We start from the raw sequence: 26,697 nt of genomic DNA, 5'->3' as shown, positions 1-26,697 counted from the left end.
CTAACATTCATCCTTATCCATCAATGTTTATGATATCCATTATACATTGATGGTCCATTCCAGTCACCATGCGCCGAAATAACCGATGGTCTTCGCAGCCCTTGATGTGCCCAGCTCCAAACAATCAGGAATCGGACGCCCTCCTAACACGCCATATATAAACCCGGCAATAAAAGAATCGCCAGCTCCCATCGTGTCCACGACATCCACATCGTTTACGCCATGCTGATAGAATAGTTCCCCATCATAGGCAATCGAACCATTTTCCCCTAATGTTGCCACGGCGATTTTGGAGCCCCGCTGTTTCACCTCTTTCAAAAATTGGCGGATATGCTCATCATCTTTTACGTAAGAAAAAAACGGGTAATCGACGTACGGCGTTAACGTTTTTACCAGGTCGTGGCCCAGCTTGTCCGAGAAATCGAATGATGTAAGCAATCCCTTCTCTTTAAAAAAAGGATAGTACTCATCCGCATGTCCCCATATCCCCGCATGCACAAGCTGATGCGTTTGGGCAAAGTCGAGCTGCTCCGTCGTAAGAGCAAAATGTGCCATGACGCCTTCGTCGTAATCGCCAAATTTACGGTCATTGCCCACCATTTCAACGTAAGTAACGGCTGTGTTCCCTTCTTTTTTTACCATCCGTGAAGTATCGACGCCCTTGCCCTGAATGGATTTGATCATGATTTCACCATAAGGGTCGGTTCCAACCCAGCCCATATAGGCAGTCTCCGCTCCTAATTCTTGTAAATAGACGGCCACATTAACAGGGTTTCCGCCCGGATAAGCCATTCCGCTGGCCTGATAAACGTCCATGCAGTTATCTCCGATTGTAACGATTCTCATCCTTCCACCGCCTTTCCTGATTCGAAAGAACAAGCACTACCTAAAGTAGTGCCGTCCATTATCTTAATATTCCATTTGACGATAGTATCTTCTGAGCGTTAACGGATGGTTTCTTTCACGTTCCAGATAGACGCTGATGCGGCTTAATACCGACCAGTTGATGCTTACGGCAAAGTGTTTTCTGAATTCCTCGCTGATGCCTTTCATCTCGAAGTCTTTGGTATCGATCACAGTAAGCTGCTTCGTAATCTTTTCGGCAAATCTCTCCACGCGGTCCATCAGCGGTCTGGTTTCATCTTCACCTTTTAATAAAATGACACTGGTATCTTCAACAACAAGCTCAAGCGTGCCATGGAAAAACTCCGCCGCATGGATCGACTTGGCATGTATCCACTGCATTTCCTCCAATATGCACATGGCGTAGGAGTACGTATTCCCCCATAGGTTGCCGGAGCCGACCATCATGTGGTAATCAGTATCTTTATGCTTGACGGCAAAAGCCTCCGCCTGCTTGTCAAAGGATTTGACGGCGTCCAGAATGGCGCGCGGCAGTAAAGAAACTTCCTTCGCAAATTGTTCATATTGAGGAAATTCATCGTTGTTATACATGAAACGGAAAATGACCATATACAGCAGCATAAAGAAAGTGTCGAACGAGTGTTTTTCGGAGCCGGTCGTTATGCAATGATCCACTATTTGGGTTAACGGGGTATCCGGTTCGGCCACCAGCGCAAATGTCGTCGCTCCCCGTTCTTTGCAAAATTGTGCCGCGGCCACCGTTTCTTGCGTCGTTCCGGACACGGAGGTGAAGATGCAAACCGAATCTTTATTGAAATGTTTATTGTTCATGACCATGAATTCAGCGGCGATCTCGGCATGTACATCGATGGTGGAATTCGACTTTAAAATATATTCATACGGATACATCATGGCAATCGTGCCGCCCGCACCAATCAGAAAAATATTGCTGTACCCTTTTTTGGCGATTCCATCCACAATATCTTCAATTTGTCCTCTAAAGGCCAGACCTTCTTTTTCCACCAGTTTAAGAAACAACTCTTCATCAAATTTTAGCATCTGCGTTTCCTCCCTATACCGGAGATTAATCTCCAATATATCCCTATTTTATTTGTTATATCTTGTATTGTATTCAAACATAATAATATTTACAATTGATTTTTTGGCCTATCTCTGTAGGACCATCCGCTAGGCGGCCCCTTTGCTGCCTTTATTAGGGTTCGGTCCATATTTCTTTTCCCAATAGTAATAAACGGGCAAACCTGTAACAATGACGATAAGTGCTGCTATCATTCCTTGTACCGGAGCCCACGTAAAAGTTCCCCATGCAAGCCATGCCGCCCCAAGTATCGCCAAAACGGTCGTCACCCGCCACACCGGCATCCGGTAAATCGGGTTATAGTCATCCCTTTTCCGGCATTTATAAACCGCGGCAAAATCCAAAATGTTAATCACCAATTGAATAAGCGTAAAATAGCCGAGCAATGCCGTTAAATTACTGAAGAACACTAGTATGCAGGCAAACGTAACCTGGGCGATGATCGAAAAACTTGGCGTTTCGAATTTGGGATGGACTTTCGCAAAGCGCTGAAAGAACAGCCCGTCCTTTGCCATTGCATATTCCAGTCGGGGTTGAAACATGATGCAAGAGCTCAGGGAACCCAAAATGACGATAATCGCAGTAATCGCTACAAAGGATGAGGCCATACCGGATAAACCGGGGATGTATTTGACGGCATCGGAAACGGCGGCGCTGGATCCCATCAATTTATCAAACGGCATAAGGCCTGTAACGCAAACCGAAAGCAGCGTATATAAAGCCAATACGATCAATACCGAACTAATCAATGCCCGCGGAAGGGTTTTCCCCGGATTTTTGAATTCTCCGGCCATAAAACAGATGGAGGCCATTCCGGTGTAAGCCCAAGTCGTGGCAGAGACGCCGCCGATCAAACTTCCCTGTGGGGCTCCATGCGCAGGCGTGTAAGAAAAATGGTCAAAGTTCATGTACATCAGACCCAGGATGATAACAATCAGGAACGGAATAATTTTGATCGCAGTAATCAAAACTTGAAAGCTTCCGCCTCCTTTCACGCTGCGATAATGGATGGAAGTGATGATCAGGATGATCGCGACCCCCAGTAATTTGCCGGCGATTCCGGAGAAAAACGGAAAGAAGCTGGCCAGGTAAGAAACGATAGCCAAAGCCATGATCGAAATGGACGGGGGATCCAACGCCCAGAACGTCGCCCATCCGTACAGAAAGGCCAGAGGTCTCCATCCCGCTTTATTCAGGTAGACGTAACCGCTTCCATTTTGGGGGTAAGCAGTCGACAGCTCGGCCAGCACCATGACCTGCGGAATCGCGATGATTCCGCCGATAATCCAGGCCAGAATCGAAATCGAGGGAATGCCCGCAGCTCGGGCAACGTCCCCGGTAGAGACGAATATGCCGGAACCTACCGTAGTTCCAACGGCGATGGCCAGGGCCGACCAGAAACCAAGTTTTCGCGTAAGCGTGCCATTACTCATAGAGAGTTCCTCCAAATCAAGATGATAAGACTCCGAGTTCCCTTATTTTCCTGATTGATCTCATAAGCGCTTCATGCGGATTCCGATAATACTCGAATCCCATAATCTCTAACGTACAGACTCCCTCGTAACGATAGCTTTGAAGACTTGTTAAGCATTCTCTCCAACGGAGCACCCCGTCATCTAGGCCCAGATGCGCATCCGACAAACCGTCCCCATCGATCAAGTGAAAATGGCATATCTCCGGGAGAACGGAAAAATAATCTTCCGGCGTTTCGCCTGCGAGCTGCATGGCTACGGTATCGATCATTCCTTTTAATGAAGGGGACCTGATCCCGTCTATCATGCTCTTGATTCCTTTGGCGTCGGTAATCAGATTCGATTCGAAACGGGTTAAAGGCTCCAATGCAAGGGTAACCCCCTCTTTTTCGGCCACATGGGAGATCTGATCGAGGGAGTCGCTGGCATATTTCCACGATTCCTCTTGCGGAACGGAGAAGTCCCCTATTCCGGAAGTCATGAGCATCATATCGGTGCCCAGCTCCAGAGCGGCGTAAAGGTTATCAATAAAATAATCGATGCTCTTTTGACGCAAGCAGGGGTCGGAAGCCGCAATATTGTATGGGTATACGCATTGTTCAGGCGTGTAGCAAGCAATGTTCATGTTTCGAGACTGCAGCTCTTTTCTTATTTGCCTTATGTTGCCCAGAACGTTGCGGTAAACGTATAAATGCGGTTCGCCCGCCCATAGCTCAATATCTTCAACCCCCAATCGAGCCATCGAATTCAAAAAGTCCCTGAAAGGAAAATGCCGATACGTTATATTCATTCCTGCTATTTTCATTGCTTCACCTCCTCTTCTTGTAAGCGTTTTTATTTGTTATGTCTTGTATTATAACTAGTAGTTACAATAAATTCAATCCATTTTTTTATACTGCAGATCGCTTGTTTGAAAAATTCCATGGAGCTTTTATTCAGAAATAGAAAAAAGCCCTTCCTGTTGAGGAAGAGCTTGCCCTTTTTCGTTACACCGTAAGCTTCTATTCCGTTTTTAAAACACTGGATATTTCCATGTTCTTCTCATTTCGTATCCGGGATATAACGATCCTACTCTCCGGCACCGTAGGAATTCTCATGCACCAATCCGCGAATAAAAGCCTCGAAATTGTCGGCCAGCTTGGTGACCTTGTAGTTATTTTCTTTATCCACGTAAACGACCTCTGGTTCGCCGTCATTTCCGGATGGACGATAATCTAACATAACGATTCCGGATTCGGAAGGAGTATCACAGAACATCACGCCAAATTCCGGATAACCGCCATTTTCAATGGTTGGCCAGCTGCCCGATTCCCCACACAGCGAATGTTTCTTTTCCCGACCAATGCCCAAAATACCTGAGATGGTAATATGATCTTTTCCGCCAGAAACGGTCTCCTTCAAAGGAAAACATCTGTTTTGGGGAATTCCGCCATTATGTAATTTCATCATATGAATATAAAAAGCAGGCAGCCTGAAGACGAGCCGTTCTTCCACGGCAGCAATCTGCTCATCCGTAGCCGGATTCAAAATATATTTTTCAAACGCCTCTTCGCTGTCATCCCAAAAGTTCACGAAATCGGAATCGACGTTTATCTCGGGTCTTGGTCCTGCATCCACCTTAGCGTTCTTTTCAGTATTAGACTCGGCGTTCGATTCAGCATTCGGCTCCGCACTGGACTCCTCATGCTCCTCGGACTCTTCAATTGAATCTTGAGCGGTTTTGCTCTCAATCCATTCCAGGAATTCCAAGGCATCCTCATCTTCAGGGTCTAATTGATTTACGATTTCAAACTCTCTCCGGGCATCGTCATATTGATCCAAATAATAGTACGATGTGCCTATGCGGTAATGCCAAAGCGGGTCATCCTTGCCCTCTTCCGCAACGGTTAAAAACTGTTCCACCGCCTCTTCGTAACGTTCGAGATTATTTAACGCCCTGCCTAAATGGCTGACCAGCACATAATCTCTGTCCTCATCGGGAATCTCTGTGATTGCTTCCACGATTTCATCGAATTGATCCTCTTCATGCCACCGGTCCAGCTTTGCCAAAAGTTCATCCTGCATGTTTTAAGCCTCCCAAAATAACCCTTTTGGAGATTATACCATTTCCGGGACGGGACTCTCCAGCAGGGCAAACCTTGCAAACAACCTTGCCACCCTGTCTAATGTCGCATAATATTCATAAATATGATGTTTCAAATCATATTTTACGTGTGTCTTTAGAGGGATATGGAAAAAGATGTCGAATTATATAGCTATGATGGCAAAAAGGAAAATATGGATTATCACAACGATATTTTTGGCGGTATTGACGGGTTTCCGTTGTTTGTGGCTTCTCTATAATTCGGCTTCGCACTATCCGGTTGCGACCAAAGGCGTATTAGACTTGCGCGGCTGGGATTCTCTAACCAAACATTCCATTCCCCTAAACGGTGAATGGCAGTTTTATCCGGGCAGCTTTCAGTTTCACGACGGGACACGCCAACCCGATAACGAATCCCCGAGCAGATGGATTCAGGTGCCTGGTAATTGGAAGCTTGAAGATGGGACCAATGGCGGAGACAAATACGGCTTCGGCACTTACCGGCTGAGGATCCTGGTCGATCCGGACCAAGGGAATGCTTACGGCATTCACATTTCGAGTACTAAAAGCTCATCGGAGGTATATATAAACGGGCAGCTTCTCGGTCATTCCGGCCAGCCCGCGGACAATAAAGATGGTTACATCCCGCTCGATGTCCCATATACGACGTACTTCGATTTAGGGAACGAGAACAAAGGTGAGATCGAACTCGTTATCCAGGCTTCGAATTTCGATAACTCCCGCAATGGCGGGATTGTCCGCTCAATGAAATTCGGGCCTGAGGACACCCTGAGGAAAGACCTGACCTTTTCAACGAACATGATCTGGATTGCTTGCGTCGTTTATGCGATTCACGTTCTGTACGGCATTATCATATATCTGGTGGGCGGCAGGGATCGAAGGCTGATCTACTACTCCCTGATGGTTGTATGCGTTATTCTCGCAACGCTGCTGGACGGGGAAAGATTGCTGCAAACCTGGATTCCGCTCCCTTTTGGATGGGGCTCAAAAATAGAAAATCTCGTTGCGCTATCCGGCGGCTATTTCGTACATCAGTTAATTAAAGACAAGCTGCCATCAGCACTGCGGCGCAGGGCTGCACGGGCATATGAGCTGCTGTGCGGCATTGCGGTTCTATCCGTCCTGCTCCTGCCGTTACACGCTGCACTGCTTTTACAGGAAGTATATCTGGTTTTGATGCTTGTCCCTTGCCTTTGCTTGGCGTTGATGATGTTCCGGTCGACGGCGAAAATCGATGCCGATAATATTTTCTTGCTCCTGGCTGCGATTGCCGCATTCAGCAGTATGATCTGGCTCCTTGTGCTTAATTACCTGCATATCGAAATGATTTCTTATCCGTTCGATCTCATTATTGCGATGATTTGCCTGTCGGTTTTTTGGTCCAAGCGCTATTTTCGGATGTCCGAGGCAACGCGTCAATTGGCGGAGGCGCTTCAGCAAGCGGATAAGCAAAAAGATGAATTTCTCTCTACCGTCGCTCATGAACTGCGGAATCCGCTGCATGGCATGATTAATATTTCGCATGCCCTCTCGGAAAGAGAGCGGCATAAACTCGGAAAGCAAAGCGCCAATGACCTGCGAATGCTTGTCGAGGTCGGTCGCCGCATGTCTTATACGCTGAATGATCTGCTGGATATGGCAAGGTTAAAGGAAAACCGGATCAGCCTGCATTTTACCGGCGTATCCTTACATGGCGTGGCTTCAAGCGTGATCGATATGCTCCGCTTCATGACAGAAGGCAAAGCGATCCTGCTGAACAACCGCGTACCTGCTGCTTTCCCGCTTGTTTATGCCGACGAGAACAGACTGAACCAAATCCTGTTTAATCTTTTGCATAACGCCGTAAAATACTCCAATGCCGGCGAGATTACTGTGGATGCTGACATTCACGATGGATGGGCAAGCGTATCGGTAACAGACAGGGGCATCGGGATGGATACGGATACCATGAAGAGAATTTTCGAACCCTACGAGCAGGCTGCGTCATCGCAGGATGCACTCAGGGGCGGATTCGGACTTGGCCTCAGCATCTGCAAAAAACTTGTCGAAATGCACGGGGGAACATTGACCGTTCGCTCAAAGCCAAATGAGGGTTCCGAATTCACCTTTACTTTAAAGATCACCGCAGACCGGGCTGCCGAAGAGTCGGCCATACCGCTGATAGCAGCGGCTGATGCTGTGTCTGAAGACGGCAGGACCGAAGATGCCCGGATGCCTGTGCATGATGGAACTTATACCCCATCCTCGGACCGGATTCGGTTGCTGGCTGTCGATGACGATCCCGTCAATCTGAATGTGCTCAGAACGATTTTTGCGGAGGAACATTATGAAATATCCACGGCCTTTAGCGGTGAGGAAGCGCTCAAGCTCCTGGGTTCAGGCGAATGGGATCTGATCATTTCCGATGTGATCATGCCGGCCATGTCCGGTTATGAACTGACTGCGCGGATTCGCGAACGTTTCTCCATCGCCGAGCTCCCCATACTTCTTCTAACAGCAAGCAATCGGGAAAAAGACATTGAGGCCGGATTCCGTTCAGGCGCCAATGACTATGTTACCAAACCGATGAATGCGACAGAGCTGAAGACGAGGGTTCAATCGCTGACCCATCTGAAAAAGTCGGTAAACGAACGGCTGCGAATGGAAGCAGCGTTGCTGCACGCTCAAATTCAACCGCATTTCCTGAACAATACCTTTACGGCAGTATCTGCCCTAAGCAGGATCGACACCGATAAAATGGACGACGTCATCGAGGAGCTGACCAATTATTTCAGGCTTGGCATCGATCTTCCAAATTTCGATCAGGCAGCCCCGCTTGACCGTGAGCTCAAACTGATTCGTTCCTACTTTTTCATCCAAAAAGAACGGTTTGAAGACAGACTTCAGACTGTGTGGGAAATCGATGATAACGTGGACGCCATGAATATCCGCATTCCTCCCCTGACCATTCAGCCGTTGGTGGAAAATGCGGTCTCTCACGGCATTATGAAGCGCAGCGTGGGCGGCGAAGTACGCATACGAATTACCGATTTTGGCCAATTTGTCGAAATACGCGTTTCCGATAACGGTGTGGGAATTCATGAAGATACATTGAAGCATATCTTGGACAAACAAACGGATAAACGCGCGGGAATCGGTTTATTTAACACCCATCGGCGCTTAATGCAATTTTGCGGCAGCGGTCTGAAGATTGAAAGCGAATTGGGCCTCGGAACCTCGGTTTCGTTTACCATTCCAAAAACAAAGCCGTCATCATAGCGGGATCCGCCTTGTGAAGATGTGCCCTGGCCGCACGATTTAATCAATGATAAAAAGCCCGATTTGCTTGTACTGAAGCAATCAGGCTTTTTCTATTTTACTAGGGAAACCGACTTGAGATCAGGGACTCCTTAACTTTGAAGCGGATTCTTTAATGGTTTATTGAGTTTATCCTTTATATGTACGCATTTTTTCAGGTGCAAAAAAATATGTCTCGTTGCAGGCATTAACATGAGCCCGGCTATAGTTTTCTTGCTCCAGTACTCGGCTAACCATATCGCATCTTGCGTAATGGCATGTTCATCAAACAATCGTTTGATCCTGTCTGGTTCAACTTTTTCTTTGAACTGTCCTGGTGCCAGCTCCGATACGATTTGTCGTGTTTGCTTACCCACGGCTGTTCGATATGCCAATAAGGATTCAAAATGGATGCTTGAACTTAGATCAGCAATATCCTCTCCGCTCATCTCATTACCGGAATGGGAAAATCCAGTATTCATTTTGTCAAACCAATTTCCGGCATAAAGAACTTGTTGACCATCCGCGACCAAAATATTCATAGTCATATCTTCAATGCGAGTAATATGCCATAGATGCCATGCTATCGAGTTTTTGGTATTCGGGAGGGTTACCGGATACTTTCTGAAAGTTGTTTCATTCAAATGTTCTACCGCTAAATTTTCCAGTGTTGGCTTGTCTGTGTCTCCAACGGCCGGAGAATGCAGCCAGGCATGTAGAGAAAGAAATAATTGAATCGCTTGCGAATGTTCTTGGGGTTTTAAAATGATGTTATTTAGTGCCTTATGGCTTTGACTCCAAGCCCTTTGCGCTTCCAAGTCCATAGAAATCAACCCGCTCCTCTTATCGGCAGAATCTCTTACACAATCATATCATGAAAATAATTCTCTAAACACCAATTTACAACAACGCCTCATCACGGATTATGTTAATGGTGGTTTTACTTCCTTTCCTTATTTCTTCAAATGATACGGTACCGTTGTCACAATCACGTCTTTACGGTACAACAAATACGTACGAATCATTAAACTTGTCTGGTTATGGAGCAAATTCTGCCAGCTGCGCTTAGGAATAAACTGGGGAATGATAACCGTCACCTGATAATTTGACTCGCTTGCTTTCCGGTGAACGGTATCAATAAATTTACTTAGCGGGTGGATGATGCTCCTGTAAGGTGAAGGCAATGTGACCAGTCGGACGTCGGGGCGCCACTTGTTCCATTTTTCCTCAAACCTGTTCTCCTCTTCCCGTTCAAAAGGAATGTAGACTGCAATAATCTGGTCCGCTGACAGAGACTGCGCATAATTTAAGGAACGTTCGACAACATGCGTGATGCCGGATACGGGAAGAATAACGACATTCCCTTCAATCGGAACCACCGGTTCGCAGGTCGACAAACGTAGCTGGTCACCCACCGCTTCATAATGCTTCTTAATGCGATGAAACAGATAAACGATCAGCGGTAAAAATATCAGCACCGGCCAGATTTGCGGAAACTTCGTTACAAAGAACATGACTGAAACCGTAAAGCTGATCAGCGCGCCGATCGTATTGATGATTAGTTTCATCACCCAGCCCGCAGGCTTCTCACGAATCCATTTCACCATCATGCCTGTCTGTGACAGCGTGAATGGAATGAATACCCCTACCGCATACAGCGGAATCAAATGTTCCGTTTGCCCGTGGAAGGCGATTATCAGCACGATCGAGAGCAAACCAAGAATAATGATCCCGTTGGAGTAACCAAGACGGTCGCCCCTTACGGTAAACATTCGAGGAATGAACCGGTCCTTCGCCAGATTAACCGCAAGCAGCGGGAAGGCCGAGTAACCTGTATTGGCGGCAAGGACAAGGATCAGAGCGGTTGTTCCCTGGATGAAAAAGTACATAAAATTTCGTCCAAACGTCTGCTTGGCGATCTGGGATACCACCGTCTCCTGGGGATTCGGGGAAATCCCTAAATAATAGGCAAGAAACACGATACCGGAAAACAACAGGGCTAGCAGAACCCCCATCGCCATTAATGTTCTGGCGGCATTTTTCGGGGCCGGATCTTTGAAGTTCGGGATGGCATTGGATATTGCTTCAACACCTGTCAAGGCCGAACTGCCTGATGCAAAAGCTTTTAACAGCAAAAATAAACTGATGCCCGCTACAGGTGTTCCTATTGGCGTATGAAGATTGGGGGAAACATGACCGGTCATGATATTGTGCAGCCCTACGCCGATCAAAATGAACAGCGCAAATGCAAATAAGTAAACCGGATAGGCCAAGATGGATGCCGACTCGGTTACACCCCTCAGGTTCAAAATGGTAATCAGAATAACAAATGTTACGGCAATCCCTACCGTATGCTCATGCAGCACAGGAAAAGCTGACGTTATCGCATCCGTCCCCGCCGAGACACTGACCGCTACTGTTAAAATATAATCCACCAACAAAGAGCCTCCAGCTACCAATCCAGGAAGAATCCCCAGATTCTGCTTGGACACAACATATGCTCCTCCGCCGTGTGGATAGGCAAAAATAATTTGCCGATATGACAGAATCAACGCCGTTAATAAAATGAGCACTCCAATCCCGATAGGGATCGAATACCAGAAAGCCGCTGTACTGACGGTGACCAGAACTAAGAGGATCTGCTCCGGACCGTAGGCTACGGAAGATAACGCATCCGATGAAAGTACGGCTAATGCCTTTTTCTTATTTAATTTTTGTTCTCCCAGTTCTTTAGATTTTAGAGGCCGGCCAATAAGAAACCTTTTCAATGCTGCCATTGTTTATGTCACCGCCAGTGTTTAAGTTGAAGAAACCATGGATGTACCCTTATTGTTACCCATAAAATCAATTTTGGCACAAAAAAGCCACAGGAAAGTTGGACTTTCCCGTAGCTTTCATGAGCACACAACAAATTCCTCTTTCATAACGCTTACGAGGTTAGCTGACGGATTCGGGATTGAAAGTATCCCTACACTCAAAAAGTGAATAATCAAGTGATTCACGCCTCTTATCATTTGAATTCCAAACATACGATGAGTGGATCTAATCGGTTTCTCCCTACCCATTGGGCGTTGAGAAAACAACCATCCGCGAGATCAAAACCCGGGATGGTTGTTTGGCTAAGTTAGCTATTGTAGATCGCTTGTTTACATGTCGATCAGATTAGTTGTTTTGAGCATTCTTGCGATAAGCGCCGTTACCTCGGCACGCGTCATCTGTGCTTGAGGACTCAGATGTGTTGGGCGGTTTGGCAACCTTCTCTGGGATATGCCTATCCCTTATCTTTGATTTCATAACTTTGCAGTCCGGCCAGAGCGATGCCTTATTGTTGCTTCAGCTGACGGAATGGGATTCAAGGACTTCCACTGTTTATACCAACGGGTAATGTCGGCGTGAATTGGCAGTTCCAACTCGCGTTCGATCCTCTGTTTCAGAAGCAAATATTGTTCTTCTACGCCTATCATGTTGCCGGCGGCATGATAAAGCTTCATCACGGATTACGACGGGGACAGCATGATGATTTTATGGAAATATAAAACAAATATGTATAAAAACAGGGTGTTTCTGTAGCAACCAAACACCTTTTCAAATTTCCCCAAACTGGGGCTGATCAATAACTCTTTCCTCTGCAATCAATCATATCACACCGATGAAAAGTGATGGACCCCAAAATTTCTATTGTTTATGATGGCGCGTTTTCTGCTTATTGATAGGAATAAAACAAAAAAGAAGGGGAAGTCCCCTCCTATAACATAAACCAACTCTTATCGTTCATCGTGATCAAAAAGGTCATTTTCTTACTTACTTTGCTCTTACCATCTTTGAACCGTAATTTTCTCTTAAATAACCCACCCATAGATCATGCAATTCCGCTTTGCTGACCCCAAAGATACGATCCCAATCCTCAGGATGCCTGATAAAATCATTTAATTTCTCATATCCGTATTTGGCAGCCAAAAATTCCACAATGGTATACGAATATGGATATCCGTTCCTATAAACGAAGGCAGACCCGTCTAACTCATCAAAGCCAGGTATTTTGCCGGCAGATACCAAAGGGGGAAGCACGTTCAAGGCATTTAAGTCTGTTTTCCCGAAATAATTGGCAACCCCTTCTTCCAACCATGTGGGCCGCTTACTGTCAACATGCGATAAGACGACATGCGTAAATTCGTGAACGGTTGATTGAAACATGGAGGGCCGATATTTTGGGGATACAATGTATAAAGCGTCTTCGCCAAAAACGCCAAGCGACCAAAAGTTAGAAAATTGCCCGATCGAATAAATAAAATTCATTGGGTTTGGAAATACGGTAACCTTCGTTTTCGCAGGCAGCTTCACTTGAATCGCATCTGTAATACGTCCATAGTTCTGTTCCAGAAGATCTGCAAGCTTATCTAGCGAGTCATCGTTTTTGGAGCTGTAAAAGATAAAGTGCTGCGTTTCCAGCCGATTCTTATAAAAACTGGATTGTAATGACGACAGGTTCAAATAGATAAAGATGAAGGATATCAGCGCAATAACGGAAAGGACCACACGCTTACCTATCTTTTGTGGAAATAAAGGAGCTGTTTTCGACTTTTTGATTAGGCGATAGGATGCAAAAAGAATAAGGAGCGTCCATACTGCACCGAATAACGTGATCGCTTTATTGAACTCTCCAACCCAATAAAACACAAAATAAGACGCCGTAGTCAGCAAACAAAGAATACTCCCTGCCCAGTTCGATCCCCTGGATTTCCAAACCCACCACATAAGCAGACCAGGTATGAATAAATTGGCGATAACGAAATCAATGACCAGCATGAATACCCTCGCTTGTAATAGGATTAGACGGACAAAATGGACATATCGGCGAAAAAGAACTTTATTAAACAGTTTTGGACTTATTTTTAACGCTAAAAGAGAAAGGCCATCCTTTTGAAATGGCCACCATTGATTACGAAGACATAAAAAAAGAGTCCTGAAATTTTTCAAGACCTCATTCAACATCATACCAAAAGGAGAATTATAAGTCTATATTTTCCCCGCCATATATGTAAAAATCTGTTTCGTACAATATTGTGCGGGAGGGAAAAATGGAATGATTCCAACATGCTTTTCAGATTATTGCTCCAAAATACCTTTGCTGAATGAGGTTGCTGAATGGTCGTTATTAAGAAAATGGACTCTTTCTGAAGTCTACAGGATAAAGCTAACGAATGGTGAATCACGCATCATCAAATGGGGTGGCCGTGAGATGGCCGGCGAAGCTGGAGTATATCGGGATTTAGTGGGTCCGTTGCAGATTAAAGCTCCGCAGATTTTTGAATATGTGCAGTTGAAGAGCAGCGGAGTCATGATCATGGAAGATGCGGGAAAAGAAAATTTGGAAGAGAATCCAAAGTCGGCTTATTTTTTGGAGGCTGCAAGGGAATTGGCAAGACTAAGAATGCAAGCAGCATCCAACTTGGAAAAGACTCTTCCTAAGCAGATCATGAACACTTATTACGTTTCAGCTGAAAAATTTTTAGGGTTGCTAGATGGTCTTTTGAAATCGAAAAAGTTAGCAGAATACAAAGCTTTATTTAAAGTTAAGGCAGTCCTGCCTCGTTATTTAGAACAACTCTATCAAACGGTACCCGCCACCATCGTTCATCATGATTATCATGCAAAGAATCTTTTGATCGAGGATAATAGCGTCGTGCCGATTGACTGGTCCACAGCCTATTTAAGCCCTCATCTTGGAGATCTATACTGTTTGATTGGGGAGGCACAAGCCTGGAGTCATGTATCGAAGGAAGATATAGTTTCAGCCTACCTCGAAATAGCTGATGTTCATGTGGATCATCTGAACTGGCAATTGAGAATAGGCGGTATATGCTGGCTGATCAAGACATTGCATTGGCTTGTTTATGGCGGGACAGATATCATTCCTGGATCAGAAGCTTGGATACCCGATCTGCTGCAGGATGTCGAAAATCTCCACGAAATGGCCTGATCTTTTCACGCAGATGAGACCCCATTTGCAAGCAAAATCCAAGCAGCCAGCCTCCCGGAGATGATCCGGAGACTGGCTTTTTGCTGCATCTACACAAGATATTCAGCCATAATCTGCTCGATATCATATGGAGTAATCCCTTTTCCCTCCGAAAATATCGCATCCGCCTGATCCGCAGTATCTACCAACTCCCCCCTTGCCTTAGCATGGAGCATGAATAAATCATACAGATCCGGCTTCTGTAAAGCAGCCATGGCTTTGCCCATTAAGACCATCCCTTTTTGATTCCCCTCGATATTATTGTAGTAGTTAGGATGTCTCGTCAGCGATAGATCCGTCCATATGACCGCACGTTCCACCAGATCCAGGATGACGGGAATCGCAATCTGCGTATCGGCTGTGACATCAATTTTATTCTCCACCGTAGCAGGCTCGAATATCTCGCCGGAACCCGGTTTTTTGCGCATCATCCACCCCACGAAACATTCCGGCAAGTCGCAATACGGCTGAACCGTATACGAATGAAGTGTAGCGACGATATAACGCACGCCATGATCCACGATGGAAGGGATATGAAGATCGATGAACTCACACGCTCCTTGAGGAGCTGTCACGATATCTCCGCTATGCACGGCCTGGTATTTGGAGGATCGCAGATTCGTATATGAAATATGTTCAACACACTGCCAGTTTCGATCATACATGACAGCGGACAGATCGATATCGACACGGCCGGTATGCTTGCCGTTCACTGTCCCTTCTTTCCACCAGCTGAAGAAACGGATCGTATCCCCCTCCTGCATGGGCACACGGCTTCCCCGAACAATCGTACGCAAAGCTTTGCTTGCCGATCTTTGGGAGAACGGAACATTATAGCTTTTCAAGCGTTCATCAACATAGATTTTCCCTAACGAAGGCAGCGTCGAAAATCGCTGTATAAGCACCTGATCGCAAATTCCTACGATGTCCTGGCATGCCGCTGCATCAATCTCCGGCAGAGTATTGGGAATCGCGGTTGCTTTGGCTATATTTCCTTTTGGGAAAAAGATGCGCAAGTCTTGAGGCTCATGGCGATGTGCAAAATGCTTTTTCACCTGCAGCAACACAGGCGTCGAAACTTGACTCGCAACCTCGCCGAATGCCAACACCACATACTCCGCATGCTCGGTTAATCGCAATAAATGATCCAGTCTTCTTGCAAATTCACCCGGACGCTGCATCAACAGATCGATCAAAGTCCAGACATTATGATATTGGAATGCGAGTTCGACACTTCCGTTAAAGGTCGTAAAGGGCTTATTATTGCGCAAAATATCAAAAGCTTCCTTACACCCTGCAAATTGATTTTTATATTCTGAAGGATGCAAAATTTCGCCTAATCGAATCCAGCGCTGTTTATATCTCAGCATGTCTTCTGTAATCGGGCAGCACTGTTCGAGCAATCTAAGCAGCAGCCGTCTCTCGGGACGCTTAAATTTGCGAAAACGCGTGGCCTCGGCCAGACTGACATCGCCATCCGACCATGCAACAGCCAAGCGAAGGACATCGGTTGCGGTCTTGAAGTATCGTCCGATGAGTTTCATATTGGCCTTATCATGCTTCAATAATGAACCCACAACAAATCCCGCATTTTCCTTGAACGGAATTTCGGAAGGAAGTATCCCATCCAGTTCATCTACATCCGCACACTCTATCGCAGCATCGATATCCTCTTTGTCCGTCGCAGAGATCGATACCTTGGCCTCAATAAGCTGGCGTATCATCGTATGAAACTCCGCTTTGCTTCCCAGGTCAATCACTTTCAGGTTGATATTATCCATTAAAGGGATTCTCCCAGCAGCCTTATACTCAGGCAAATCCAACGTAAGATAATGATAGACCGCATTCAGATAAAGCTCGGCATCCGATTGCTCCATGACCTGCACTGGGAAGTCAGGATACATCGGTTTGTATTCCACATGAGCGCCAACCATCACCCTCAGATCGGCGACCAACTGAGAATAAAATGCTTCAAACTGCTCCTTGGATAAAGTGCGGACAGTGCCCATCAAATGATGGGAGAACGTAAAACCAAGATATTCGATATTTTTCATCGCCGTAGCCAAATAAGCTTCCGAAATCCGGTTAGAACCTTGCCCCCGGTTCACAATCACTTTGTTCGCTCTTCGTAAATAAATGGTATTGATCATCATAAAGACTCCAGGAAAGCAATATCCCTAAATGGTTTAAATGTCAGTAGAAGGAAGGAATATTATAGCCTGGATGCCTCCTCTCATGAATAAAAATCCTTCAGGGAAGCCGCGGCCCTAGTTCACCCAATTGAATTAGAAGGAAGGACCGCCATAGCCTGAAGGTCAAAGTTCGAAGCCTTGTGGCCTTGAACTCTTTGATGTACCCATCATCACATACTTCCCGGTAAGCGAACAGGGCGGAAGTATTACGACTTGGTAAAATATTCTACGGACGCAAAAATGACGGAAATTCTGTATTACAGGGGGGATATTCCCAAGGACTTTTACAAGAAAGATAGAATTTATATTAAAAAAATCTTTCTTTAAGGTAGGGATCGCCTATGGATAAAGATACTCTTCGTACGAACCTAAGCAACGAACCTATCTATTTGAAGGAACTGCTTCAGTCTCTTGTCGAAACGACGACGGACGCGATTTCCATTCGAGACATGCAAGGGAATATACTTCTCATCAATCATGCTTTTGAGCAAATTTATGGCTGGACATACCAAGATCTGCTCCAAGATCCTTACTGCCTGGTACCGGAACATTTAATAAACGAAACGAAAGAAGTGTTCCATCCGGTCAAATTCTTTGGAGAAAAGCTCTCGGATTATGAGACTGTACGAATGCGAAAAGACGGTACGTTGGTTCAGGTATGTCTGACAGGTGCCCCTATACGAGATTCGGCAGGGAAAATCGTCGGTACTTCGGTGATCGCCAGGGACATTACAGGCCGCAAAGCGGCTGAAACCGCATTGTTGGAAAGCGAAGCCAAATACCGGATACTCGTAGAAAATACGAATGACATTATCAGCACCTATGATCTGGATTTGCAAAAGATTTTCGTATCTTCTTCCGTAGAGCTTCACTTGGGATACACTCCGGATGAATATCTTCAAACGGATACTTTGGATATGGTTCATCCTGATGATATAAACGAAATCCTGAATCTCCGGCAATCCATCTCCATCCATAAAAAAACCGTTCAGTTGGAATATAGAGTTAAACATAAAAACTTGTCATGGGTATATTTTGAGTCCCGTTGTGTGCCGATTTTATCCGAGAACGCTGAGATCGAGGGCTTCCTGGTCGTATCGCGCAATATCACAGAGCGAAAACACTCCGAAGAAGCGTTGCGCAAGAGCGAGGAACAATACAGGTTTATTGCTGAAAACACAGTGGACTTCATTTCCGTGATGGATAAAAATGGCGATACCACTTACAGTTCTCCCTCACATGTGAAGAAGCTAGGCACGGATCGAATTCGCTTTGAAAATATCCATCCTGACGATGCATCTCTCGTTTGTGAACGATACTCTTACATGCTCCAATCGAAAACCCCTGTTATCTGCATATATCGATACAAACTTGAAGACGGAACCTGGATTCACTTGGAATCCAGAGGAATGCCTTTTTTCAACATGGATGGCGAATGCCCTTATTTTTTTAACGTTACGCGGGATATTACGGAGAGGAGACAAAACGAAGAGCTTCTGCGTAAAACGGAAAAGCTGACCATTATTGGTGAATTGGCTGCGAGTATAGCGCATGAAATCAGAAATCCGCTGACCTCATTAAAGGGCTTTATTCAGTTTTTACAGCCTGCACTTTCAGAGAATTCCCTTTATACGGACGTTATGTTGTCTGAACTGGATCGAATCAACTTTATCGTCAGTGAGCTGCTTGTTTTAGCGAAGCCGCAAAACCTCGATATGAAACCAATGCTTTTGCACGGCATTATAGAAAACGTTATAGAATTACTCCAACCAGAACTAAGTTCAAGAAATATCATCATCAGTACCAATTTTACGAATCCGCCCGTTACGATCAACAGCGTAGAAAATCAATTAAAACAAGCGTTTTTCAACATCATCAAAAATTCCCTGGAGGCCATTTCTGCGAATGGTGAAATCGGTATTCAAACCAAACTTCTAAGCGACAACGAGGTCCTTATTCGCCTTTCGGATAACGGCTGCGGCATATCTCAGGAACTGCTTCCCAGACTCGGTGAACCTTTTTATACGACAAAAGAGAAGGGAACAGGGCTGGGCTTACTTGTCAGCAACAAAATCATTAAAGACCATCAAGGCAGCATCAACATCACAAGTGAAATCAAAAAGGGCACGATTGTAGATATTACCCTGCCTATTTCCGGATGCCCCATACCCTAACGCCCTCTTTCCACGCCAAACGAGGATGGTTAGACACAAAAAGCAGACAGTGGATAATCGCTGCCTGCTTTATTTTAAATTTTAATTATTTACTTACATTAAGTTCCGCGTTGACCTGATGATTTTTTTGCTTTTTCCGAACGACGCCAATGACGGAAGCAAGCATTATACAGACGGCACAAATCATCGCCGATGTGGTAAATAATCCGCCATAACCATTCCCCGCGACCTGATGAAGAGAGTCGATCATAACCTGCTTTACAGTTGGATCTTGGATATGCTGGAAGCTGGCTTGCAGGGAGTTGAAATCCATTTGAGCCGGCATTTGCATCACTCCTGATCCTGCAGGCACGATATTCGCTGCTTTCATATTGCTTTGGATGACGTTACCCATGTTCATATACGAACGCGCGATAAACCCTGCGAGAAACGTTGGGGCCAGCGTCAGGCCAACCTGACGGGCAAGCGAGGTGGTCGAAAGTGCCACGCCTTTGTTAGCCCCTGCCTTTTCAGCCGCTAATACATTGACCGGCGCGCCGATCATCGAACCAAAACCTACGCCGACCAGAACACTGGCAAACACCATCTCCCATTTGGTTGTTACCCACAGCGAGAACAGCAGGAACCCGATAGCCGCCAAGGAGCTTGCGATCAATAAAGTAAAGACAGAGCCCTTCTTATCCACCAGCCGTCCGCCCAATGCCGCCCCGATCCCGGAAGCGAGCGCAAGCGGCGTGAACCAGTACCCTGATACCGTGCTGCTTACGCCGAGATACTGCTCAACAAAACCCGGAACGAATATTATCGACGCGATAATCGAACCTGAGAACATCGCGAATACGAGCGTCCAACGAAATGTATTATCTTTAAACAGATACATGGGCAGGATCGGATCAATCGATGATTTCTCCACTCTTTTCTCCACAAAATACAAAAAGATAAGCAGCGCAACCCCTGCACCGAAAAATCCAAGGAAAGATGCTGAGGTTAAACTATCGATAAAGTTCACGCCATCCAAATTTGTAAATCCATACATCATGGATAACATCGCCAGACTGAGCGCCGTTACGCCGACCCAGTCCATTCGGGATTGCGTAAGGATTTGTTTTTCGTGAATATATTTTGCGCCAAAGAGAACAAGCAAGGCTGCGATAGGAACATTGATCAAAAACAGCCAATGCCAGCTTCCGGTAACACCAAGAATAAAGGAACCGATGTTGGGGCCAAGCACTGATGCGATTCCATTCATTCCGCCTAACATGCCCAGCGTTTGACCTTGTTTCTCCTTTGGAAACGTATTGAGGACAAAGGAGCTAGCAATAATATAAATACCGCCGCCGCCCATGGATTGAAAGAATCTCGCGATCAAAAACCAAGTAAAGGTCGGACTTAGAGCAACAAATAATGATCCTAAACCAAACAACGTTGCTTCCACCATAAATAATGTTTTACGTCCATACCGATCGGAGAGCTTTCCGATAATCGGAACACTGATTGCGAGACCTAAAGTATATACCGTAATCGACCAAGCACCCCAAGTTGCAGAGACATGAAATGATTTGGTCAGTGTCGTCAGCGCAGCCGTAATGATCCCGTTATCTAACGCTGCCATAAACACCCCTATGGCGAAAACAAGCAGACTCAACTTTAATTCACGCTTCATAAATACACCCCATTCTCAATTCGAATCCTGTGTATAACAACATATAGTCATCGATGATTATGTATCCATAACCATAGTGTAGTCACTCCATATCATATAGTCAAGTGTGACTAATGTCATGTGATTAATTTAAATGACAAGAAGATGAACACAAAAAAAACCACAGTTTTTGCTGTGGTCAGATTGTTGAATGGCCTATGATTTGAATGCCGAGCTCGTTTGTTATAACTGGATGTCGCACCCATCAAAAGAAAGACCATTCTGGATCAGTTCAACTCCATTTACAATTGCAATTTTCTGAAATTCCGACAGATTAACCTCGTTCCCATCCCAACTATGAAGCCACCAGAAGAAAGAACTAATATTTCTGTAGTCCATGAACATCGGAATCTGTCCGATCCAGTACTGGTTCAAATGGTTTTGTCTGAGGTAACCTGTTAGAAATTCATTTAGGAACCGTTTTGAAAATTCATGTTTTGATTTCCGATCATTGTTAGGCGATCCCCACCATACGGCATGAGCGGCCGCGACACCGATATCAAGCGCAAACCAGCCATAAATCGCGTCATCAAAATCAAAGACCGTAATATCTCCCTGATCGACAAGAAAGTTATAGGGGTGGAAATCATAATGGATCAATCCGTAGGATTCCTTATCTTTAGGAAGGGACGAAATGATTCCCTCGAGGGATTTTAACTTGTCAAGTAAAATTCGATAGTTCCCTTGGAAAAGGTTAGGGTTGTTGATTTTCGCTGCGCTCCACTCAGCTCTTTTATAGCTAGGCTCGGCAGGTTCGTAAGCTTTTGTAAGCCGGTGAATCTCCCCCATTGTTTCTCCCCATGTATGGAATAAGGAAGGGCCCCATATTTGCGGTTCTCTATCAAAAACAATCCCCGGTGCCATTTGAAACACTGCAGCAATAAACCACGTATCATTCTCGTTGTAAACGGTAGTTAATTTCCCATCCTTCGTTGTGATCGGCAGCGAAACGCGCACTCCTTTTTCGGCCAAATATCGAACCCAGTGAAGTTCCGCTTTCAAATTGTCCACATCATGAAATGGTTTTTCAGATAAACGCAAGATATATAGAAGATCATTTTTGGTGAACCGGTACACCTCATTGCACGAATGACTGATAAAAACCAGTGTATCAACATCAAATTCAAAGGACTCCGCCACTTTAGCCAATAGTTCCCGACTTACCATCTCAAACCTCCAGTTCTGAAAGTTTCCCGGCCGGGGGATAAACCTAAGTTAACAGTATTTTCTAAAAAGATATAGACTTATATTTTTCTCTCATCTAAACTAATAATCAATGTGCGTGGTTATTTTTATCCTACCTGTTTCTCCAGGCCCTGCCCGCGCGCCTTAGCTTATCTGAATACTCCTAACGAAACTAGGGAGCGTTATATTCACAAAAACGATGCAGATTTGAATTTAACGAAACTACAGATCGTTATTTGCACGAAATACGGCTAAATGAACCTCTATGGAGCTGAATAGCGTTTCCCAGTTTCGTTAGAAGTTTTGGCGGCTCATTTTTGCCCGAATAACGATTGTGGGTTTCGTTAGCTTATGGGCAGCCGTTAACACGGTAGGATATAAGCCGGGGTTTGTCCGAGCACAAATATCGTTAGGAAAAATCACCGTAGCCAGCCTGAAGGAAGCACTACGGCCCTGGGATATAAAAAAATAACTGCCGAGACTTTCTCGACAGCCTGAGGCCATCCTTAACGGGATGGCCTTTAATTTGAATACCGTTAAATACTGTTAAATACTGTATTGGTCAAAATGGCTAATTTAAACCTGCAGTTCAAATGACGAACCTATAAGAAGCCCCGTTTATTTCATCAAAGAAACTTGCCGTTCTTGCGATACAGCTCGGGCTTAACGGGTCATACAGCGGAAAATCCGCAGCGAAACATCCGCTTCATCACGTACCGCAATACGTCCGGTAAGGTTTGGTTGACGCAGGCAATCCGCAGTATTCATCCTGTTCGGCGGAGTACGCGAACGGGTCGGATAAAACCGTAAGCAGCCGTTCCATCACGCTGTAGTCTTCCTGTTCCGATGCGGCTTCCAATGCCTCCTCGACCCGGTGATTCCTTGGAATTACCGCTGGATTGCTGCTTCGCATCAGCTGCTTGGAGGCGGCTTCCGATTCTTGCTGTCTGCCGAGTCTCGCCTTCCAGCGTTCATGCCACTGGGCGAATTCGGGAGCCCCGAACAGATCCGTGCCCTCGATTGTATCCAAGGTTAACGCCCGGAAGGTATTGGTATAGTCCGCATGATATTTTTCCATCAGACCGAGAAGGTCGTTAATAAGTTCTTTATCCGGATCTTCTCCGTTAAAAATCCCCAGCTTGGCTCTCATGCCCTCAATCCAATTCCCCTCATACAAATCCATAAATCCGGAAATTTTGTCCTGGGCCAGCTTGATAGCCTGCTCCTGATCATCATGCAAAAGCGGCAATAACGTCTCGGCAAATCGCGCAAGGTTCCATCCGGCAATGTACGGCTGATTGCCATAAGCATAGCGTCCTTGCGTATCAATGGAGCTAAAAACCGTGGAGGGATCATAAGCATCCATGAAGGCGCAAGGGCCGTAATCGATCGTTTCGCCGCTAATGGTCATGTTGTCGGTGTTCATCACGCCGTGAATAAAGCCAACCAGCTGCCATTTGGCGATAAGCGAAGCCTGGCGTTTGATCACTTCTTCAAGCAGCGCAAGATATCGGTTCTCACCCGCTTCAATGTCTGGATAATGGCGATCTATGGTATAGTCGGCAAAGATGCGCAGGTTTTGTTCGGTGCCAAATTGCGCCAAATATTCATAGGTGCCGACACGTATATGGCTCGCAGCTACCCGTGTCAGAACGGCGCCCGGAAGCTCTTTTTCACGGGTTATGAACTGCCCCGTTGTCACGACGGCAAGACTGCGGGTGGTCGGGATGCCAAGCGCATGCATGGCTTCGCTGATGATGTATTCGCGCAGCATCGGTCCAATTGCAGCCCGGCCATCCCCCCCACGAGAGTACGGCGTTCTGCCTGAACCCTTCAGCTGGATATCCACCCTCTTGCCTTGGGGTGTAATCTGCTCACCGAGTAGAATAGCCCGGCCATCCCCTAACATGTTAAAATATCCGAATTGATGCCCGGCATAAGCTTGAGCCAGAGGCGAGGCCCCTTCCAGCACTTGATTCCCGGCAAATACGGCTATGCCAGCCTCGCTTTGCAGCGCCTGAACGCTCAAGCCCAGGGATGCTGCCAAAGGATGATTAAGAATGGCCAGCTTCGGCGAGCGTACGGGACTTGGCTCTGCACGGGCAAACAATAATTCCGGCAGCCGGGCATAACTATTGTCGAAGTTCCATCCTGATCCTATATGTTTTGTCATAGACTCTCCTTATCTTTTGTCTTGTCTGTCCTTGTTATTTTTTAGCGCTTGTTATAATTTCATCGCTTTTTTAATGTCCGCTTCTTTTCCATTATTATACCGTTTAAGGCAGAATGGCGGTGCAGTAATCATGCTCTTTTCGCAGCAATATATTGGATTCATCGAGCTTGAAAATGCCCCTCATAAGCGAGAGCGACATTGTATAACGTTGACCAGTTACAGTTCCCCCTCAAGAAACTTGATGAGGTACATTTCAGGCTGCGCAAGAAACTCTGCAAAGCTGCACAAATCCGCATACTCCTGATGCTCCACGTCGTAACAGCCGATCAGGCCTTTTTTCTTTGGATTCCACACGAGCTGCAGATGGGAGTAATTGTCGAAGTCGGCTGACAGCCGCAGCAGCTTTTGCCGTCCGACTTTCATCTCGATCGTGTCGGTCAATGTGAAAAAATCGATATACCCGATTTCATATTCATTTTGCGCCAGTTCAAGGCGCAGCTTGTCCCCGGTAAGAAAGCTGATCAGCTCATCGGTCAATTTATATTTTTTCAATTCATGCTTTTTGTTCTCGAGATTATGAAACTCTGCGGGCTCAAGCGACTTCAAATAATCAGCCAGGACCGTATCCTTGTTGCTGACTGCAATCGTGTACGGGCGTTCGCCATCTTTTTCCGCTAGAGTAACGTCTGCGCCGTGCTCAACCAAATATTTGACCATGGCTGGATTCCCCATGCGCGCTGCAACGGTTAACGGAGTCGCCCGGTAAGGATAGACCATATCCGGTTGATTATAATTAATGTCCACCCCATGTTCGAGTAAATAAGCGATTGTCTTAAGGTCATGATCCGACACGGCTTGACGCAATACAGCGCCGCCATGCAGCTTAATATCCAAGCCCAGCTCATGGATGAGCGGGATATTCTTTTTGTTTCCATAGTAGGCCTGTGAATAAGCGCCGGACCCGACTTGATTGAGCATGTCCAGCTTAGCGCCTTGCGCCGCAACGTAGCGAACGATGTCTTCTTTGCAATAACGAACGGCTCGCAAAAAAGACGGATTATTGGAGACATTCAAATCGGCGCCGCGCTCTACCAACAGCTTAACAACATCCAGCCTCTCCGATATCAGCGCCAGATCGAGCGGGCTTAACGTAATATACTTGCTAAGTACGATGCCTTCTTCAATATCCCAGCCTGCTGCCATTGCAGCCTCCAAACCCGGTATATTTCCTGTGTAAATGTCCATCGCGATTTCCGGCAGCTCCTCGAACCTCCCGATATCTTTCAGCTTGATCATCCCATACCCACTCCCACTCAAAGTTTTATAAGAGTATAGAAAACAACTTGGCCAGAAACAATGCAGCCTAAGGCTCTCTCATTTTTATCAAACCATTTACGGAATGCCCGACGGTGAAAATATATGGGCGCGTTAGTCCAACAACTTTTTTTCTATAATCTCAACAAATTTCGTTGATGCCGGCGATAGAGATACGCTTTTTAAAAAACATACGCCAATGCTTCTCTTGGGTATTTCCTGGGTTAATCGAACTTCATGCAATATGCCTTTATCCAGATACTCCTGAGAGAACTCCTTTGTCACGCTCGCTACGCCTAAATTGATTTTGGCAAACTCCAATAACAGATCATGTGATCCCAATTCAAAATCCGGAGATATCTTAATTCCTTTAGACAACATATAGTCTTCCACATACTTTCTGGAATTGGATTTCGATTCAAGGAAGATTAACGGCAGTTTGGCTATCTGATCAAGGCTGACACGACGGGATAATATGCTCTTGAATCTCTCCCCATATACAAAAATATCATGAATATCAATGCATGGTCTTCGTTCTAATGCCGGATCTTCAAGCGGAAAATTACAAATTCCAATATCCACCTCACCCGATTTGATCAGAGTACAAATTTCAAGGGTTGTGCCATTCACAATCTTGAACTTAATATTGGGGTACCGATTATGAAATTCCTCCAGATAAGGAAGCAAAAAATACCTGGATATCGTATCGCCAACACCTATTTTCAACTCGCCTGTCGTTAAATTTTTTAATTCCAGCATCTTTTCTTCCCCGACGTGGATTAAATTCATGGCTGAATTCGCATAATCAAATAAAAGACGGCCTTCGTTGGTTAAAAATACGCCTTTCGATGTTCTTGTGAACAGACGAGTATCCAGTTCCCTTTCTAATTGCATGATCGCCTGGCTGACGGCTGGCTGCGTCATGTAAAGGTCCTGAGCCGCCTTGGAAAAGCTCTTGCTTTTGGCTACCATACAAAACACTTTATATAAATCCAACTTGCTCACTTCATAAGCACCTCTTATATCATCTATTCGATATATTAATTTCACTTATACCATTAGATGGGTGTATATTACAAATAGGAATGCCAAATCATGTTATTCACTATAGTAGTCCTAAGGA

The 26,697-nt window shown here is 45.6% G+C and carries 17 protein-coding genes and 1 riboswitch; of the genes, 3 read left to right on the top strand and 14 right to left on the bottom strand.

The annotated features are described in order from the left end of the window. Window positions 1–63: 63 nt before the first annotated feature. The 5 genes from frlD to L6442_RS00575 form a co-directional block, all read right to left on the bottom strand. The gene (gene frlD, locus L6442_RS00595; RefSeq protein WP_212979389.1) at window positions 64–846 is read right to left on the bottom strand and encodes a fructoselysine 6-kinase; all 783 of its coding nucleotides are present in this window, start codon (window positions 844–846) and stop codon (window positions 64–66) included. 63 nt (window positions 847–909) lie between these two features. Continuing rightward, window positions 910–1,923 (bottom strand): SIS domain-containing protein, encoded by a 1,014-nt coding sequence (locus L6442_RS00590; protein WP_212979390.1) that lies wholly within the window; start codon window positions 1,921–1,923, stop codon window positions 910–912. A 129-nt stretch (window positions 1,924–2,052) separates the two neighbouring features. Then, on the bottom strand, window positions 2,053–3,396 hold the full coding sequence (locus tag L6442_RS00585) for an amino acid permease (protein WP_212979391.1): 1,344 nt from the start codon (window positions 3,394–3,396) through the stop codon (window positions 2,053–2,055). Between the two features lie 16 nt (window positions 3,397–3,412). Then, on the bottom strand, window positions 3,413–4,240 hold the full coding sequence (locus L6442_RS00580; protein ID WP_212979392.1) for a TIM barrel protein: 828 nt from the start codon (window positions 4,238–4,240) through the stop codon (window positions 3,413–3,415). Window positions 4,241–4,503: 263 nt separating this feature from the next. After that, on the bottom strand, window positions 4,504–5,499 hold the full coding sequence (locus tag L6442_RS00575) for an SMI1/KNR4 family protein (RefSeq protein ID WP_212979393.1): 996 nt from the start codon (window positions 5,497–5,499) through the stop codon (window positions 4,504–4,506). 175 nt (window positions 5,500–5,674) lie between these two features. Here L6442_RS00575 and L6442_RS00570 point away from each other — a divergent pair, with 175 nt between their 5' ends. Further along, window positions 5,675–8,797 (top strand): ATP-binding protein, encoded by a 3,123-nt coding sequence (locus L6442_RS00570; protein ID WP_212979394.1) that lies wholly within the window; start codon window positions 5,675–5,677, stop codon window positions 8,795–8,797. Window positions 8,798–8,928: 131 nt separating this feature from the next. Here the strand turns inward: L6442_RS00570 and L6442_RS00565 are convergent, their stop codons facing one another. From L6442_RS00565 to L6442_RS00555, 3 genes are all read right to left on the bottom strand, one after another. Continuing rightward, entirely contained in the window at window positions 8,929–9,639 is a 711-nt protein-coding gene (locus L6442_RS00565; RefSeq protein WP_212979395.1) for a DinB family protein, read from the bottom strand. 129 nt (window positions 9,640–9,768) lie between these two features. Then, on the bottom strand, window positions 9,769–11,592 hold the full coding sequence (locus L6442_RS00560) for an APC family permease (protein WP_212979396.1): 1,824 nt from the start codon (window positions 11,590–11,592) through the stop codon (window positions 9,769–9,771). A gap of 133 nt (window positions 11,593–11,725) precedes the next feature. Next, window positions 11,726–11,903, bottom strand: a riboswitch (cyclic di-AMP (ydaO/yuaA leader). 713 nt (window positions 11,904–12,616) lie between these two features. Then, window positions 12,617–13,621 (bottom strand): gluzincin family metallopeptidase, encoded by a 1,005-nt coding sequence (locus tag L6442_RS00555; RefSeq protein ID WP_212979397.1) that lies wholly within the window; start codon window positions 13,619–13,621, stop codon window positions 12,617–12,619. A 277-nt stretch (window positions 13,622–13,898) separates the two neighbouring features. Here L6442_RS00555 and L6442_RS00550 point away from each other — a divergent pair, with 277 nt between their 5' ends. Next, on the top strand, window positions 13,899–14,795 hold the full coding sequence (locus L6442_RS00550) for a phosphotransferase (protein WP_212979398.1): 897 nt from the start codon (window positions 13,899–13,901) through the stop codon (window positions 14,793–14,795). An 89-nt stretch (window positions 14,796–14,884) separates the two neighbouring features. Here L6442_RS00550 and L6442_RS00545 read toward each other — a convergent pair whose 3' ends face one another. After that, window positions 14,885–16,984, bottom strand: coding sequence for a TerD family protein (locus L6442_RS00545; protein WP_212979479.1), 2,100 nt, complete (start codon window positions 16,982–16,984; stop codon window positions 14,885–14,887). Window positions 16,985–17,367: 383 nt separating this feature from the next. Between L6442_RS00545 and L6442_RS00540 the strand changes: the two genes are divergently transcribed. After that, window positions 17,368–19,200, top strand: a complete 1,833-nt coding sequence (locus L6442_RS00540) for a PAS domain-containing sensor histidine kinase (RefSeq protein ID WP_212979399.1) — start codon at window positions 17,368–17,370, stop codon at window positions 19,198–19,200. 85 nt (window positions 19,201–19,285) lie between these two features. Here the strand turns inward: L6442_RS00540 and L6442_RS00535 are convergent, their stop codons facing one another. The 5 genes from L6442_RS00535 to L6442_RS00515 all read right to left on the bottom strand — a co-directional run bounded on the left by L6442_RS00535 (window position 19,286) and on the right by L6442_RS00515 (window position 26,579). Beyond that, a complete protein-coding gene (locus L6442_RS00535; protein ID WP_212979400.1) occupies window positions 19,286–20,863 on the bottom strand; it encodes an MFS transporter in 1,578 nt (525 codons plus the stop codon). 222 nt (window positions 20,864–21,085) lie between these two features. Continuing rightward, complete coding sequence (locus L6442_RS00530; RefSeq protein ID WP_212979401.1) at window positions 21,086–22,069, bottom strand: phosphotransferase enzyme family protein; 984 nt, start codon at window positions 22,067–22,069, stop codon at window positions 21,086–21,088. 727 nt (window positions 22,070–22,796) lie between these two features. Next, window positions 22,797–24,260 carry a protein adenylyltransferase SelO gene (locus L6442_RS00525; RefSeq protein ID WP_212979402.1) on the bottom strand — a complete coding sequence of 488 codons (1,464 nt, stop codon included), beginning with the start codon at window positions 24,258–24,260 and terminating at the stop codon, window positions 22,797–22,799. 216 nt (window positions 24,261–24,476) lie between these two features. Next, window positions 24,477–25,556 (bottom strand): ankyrin repeat domain-containing protein, encoded by a 1,080-nt coding sequence (locus L6442_RS00520; RefSeq protein ID WP_212979403.1) that lies wholly within the window; start codon window positions 25,554–25,556, stop codon window positions 24,477–24,479. A 132-nt stretch (window positions 25,557–25,688) separates the two neighbouring features. Next, window positions 25,689–26,579 (bottom strand): LysR family transcriptional regulator, encoded by an 891-nt coding sequence (locus L6442_RS00515; RefSeq protein ID WP_212979404.1) that lies wholly within the window; start codon window positions 26,577–26,579, stop codon window positions 25,689–25,691. Window positions 26,580–26,697 lie beyond the last annotated feature (118 nt).

Origin of the sequence: Paenibacillus azoreducens (genome assembly GCF_021654775.1) — a bacterium.
GTDB classification, from domain to species: domain Bacteria; phylum Bacillota; class Bacilli; order Paenibacillales; family Paenibacillaceae; genus Paenibacillus_AQ; species Paenibacillus_AQ azoreducens.
Note: the sequence above shows the minus strand (reverse complement) of the source record. Positions and strands in the feature narration are given on the sequence as shown.